This window comes from Lentilactobacillus hilgardii DSM 20176 = ATCC 8290 (genome assembly GCF_000159315.1).
GTDB lineage: Bacteria > Bacillota > Bacilli > Lactobacillales > Lactobacillaceae > Lentilactobacillus > Lentilactobacillus hilgardii.
Genome location: NZ_GG670018.1, coordinates 1 through 857, shown reverse-complemented (window position 1 = coordinate 857; position 857 = coordinate 1). Strand labels below are relative to the sequence as shown.

Below are 857 nucleotides of genomic sequence, written 5' to 3'. Positions count from 1 at the left end.
TTAGGGCCCGTCTGAAAACTATTTAATCCAAGTTAAAATAGCGGTCATGTATATCGCTTCCAAAAAGACATGCGCCAATTTATCATAACGCGTGGCGATACGTCGATAATTCTTGAGCTGGTTAAAATAATTTTCAATCAAATGGCGTTCGCAATAAACATAATAGTCACACGGCCATGGCTGCTGGGCATTACTTTTCGGCGGAATTGTATAATGGCCGCTTTCGGCTTCAATATATTGACGTAACGCAGTTGTTCCGTAAGCTTTATCAGCGATCACATTAACCCCAGCTAGATCCAGCTGGTTTAACAAGGATTGGGCAGCCTGACTATCATGAACTTGCCCGCCAGTCAGTATAAAGCGTAACGGGTTGCCTAAACCGTCAACCACGGCATGAATTTTGGTCGTTCGACCACCACGGCTTAAACCGATGGCTTGGTTTTCGACGAGGCAGCGGGCATTTTTTTAGCACCAGTGGCTTTTTGATGCACGCGAATACTGGTAGAATCTAAACTCACATTTTCTAGGTCTGGATCGTCAATCAGCTGCCGAAACAGCTTTTCAAATAACCCGGCATCTGCCCAAACTCGAAACCGACTATAAACGGTTTTCCAAGATCCATAACGTTCCGGTAAATCTCGCCAAGCAGCACCACTTTTTAGGATCCAGAGGATCGCATTAAAAGCTTGTCGATTGGATAATTTAGGCGGTCGGCCAGTGCAATATGGTGGAAAAAGTGATTCAATCTGTTGCCACTGCTCGTCAGTTATTTCATAGCGTTTGGGGATTGTCATGCCAAGACCTCAATTCGTTTTTATCCAGATTATACCGGATTAGCTTGTTTTAAGACAGACCCT

The 857-nt window shown here is 44.3% G+C and carries 1 protein-coding gene; it reads right to left on the bottom strand.

The window, feature by feature from the left end; translation table 11 throughout:
- Nucleotides 1-18 precede the first annotated feature (18 nt).
- Nucleotides 19-794 (bottom strand): IS5 family transposase gene (locus HMPREF0519_RS13490; RefSeq protein WP_133281483.1). Its coding sequence is split into 2 segments (ribosomal slippage): nucleotides 19-467 and nucleotides 467-794, totalling 777 coding nucleotides; the frame shifts between segments, so codons are not numbered across the junction.
- Nucleotides 795-857: the final 63 nt, after the last annotated feature.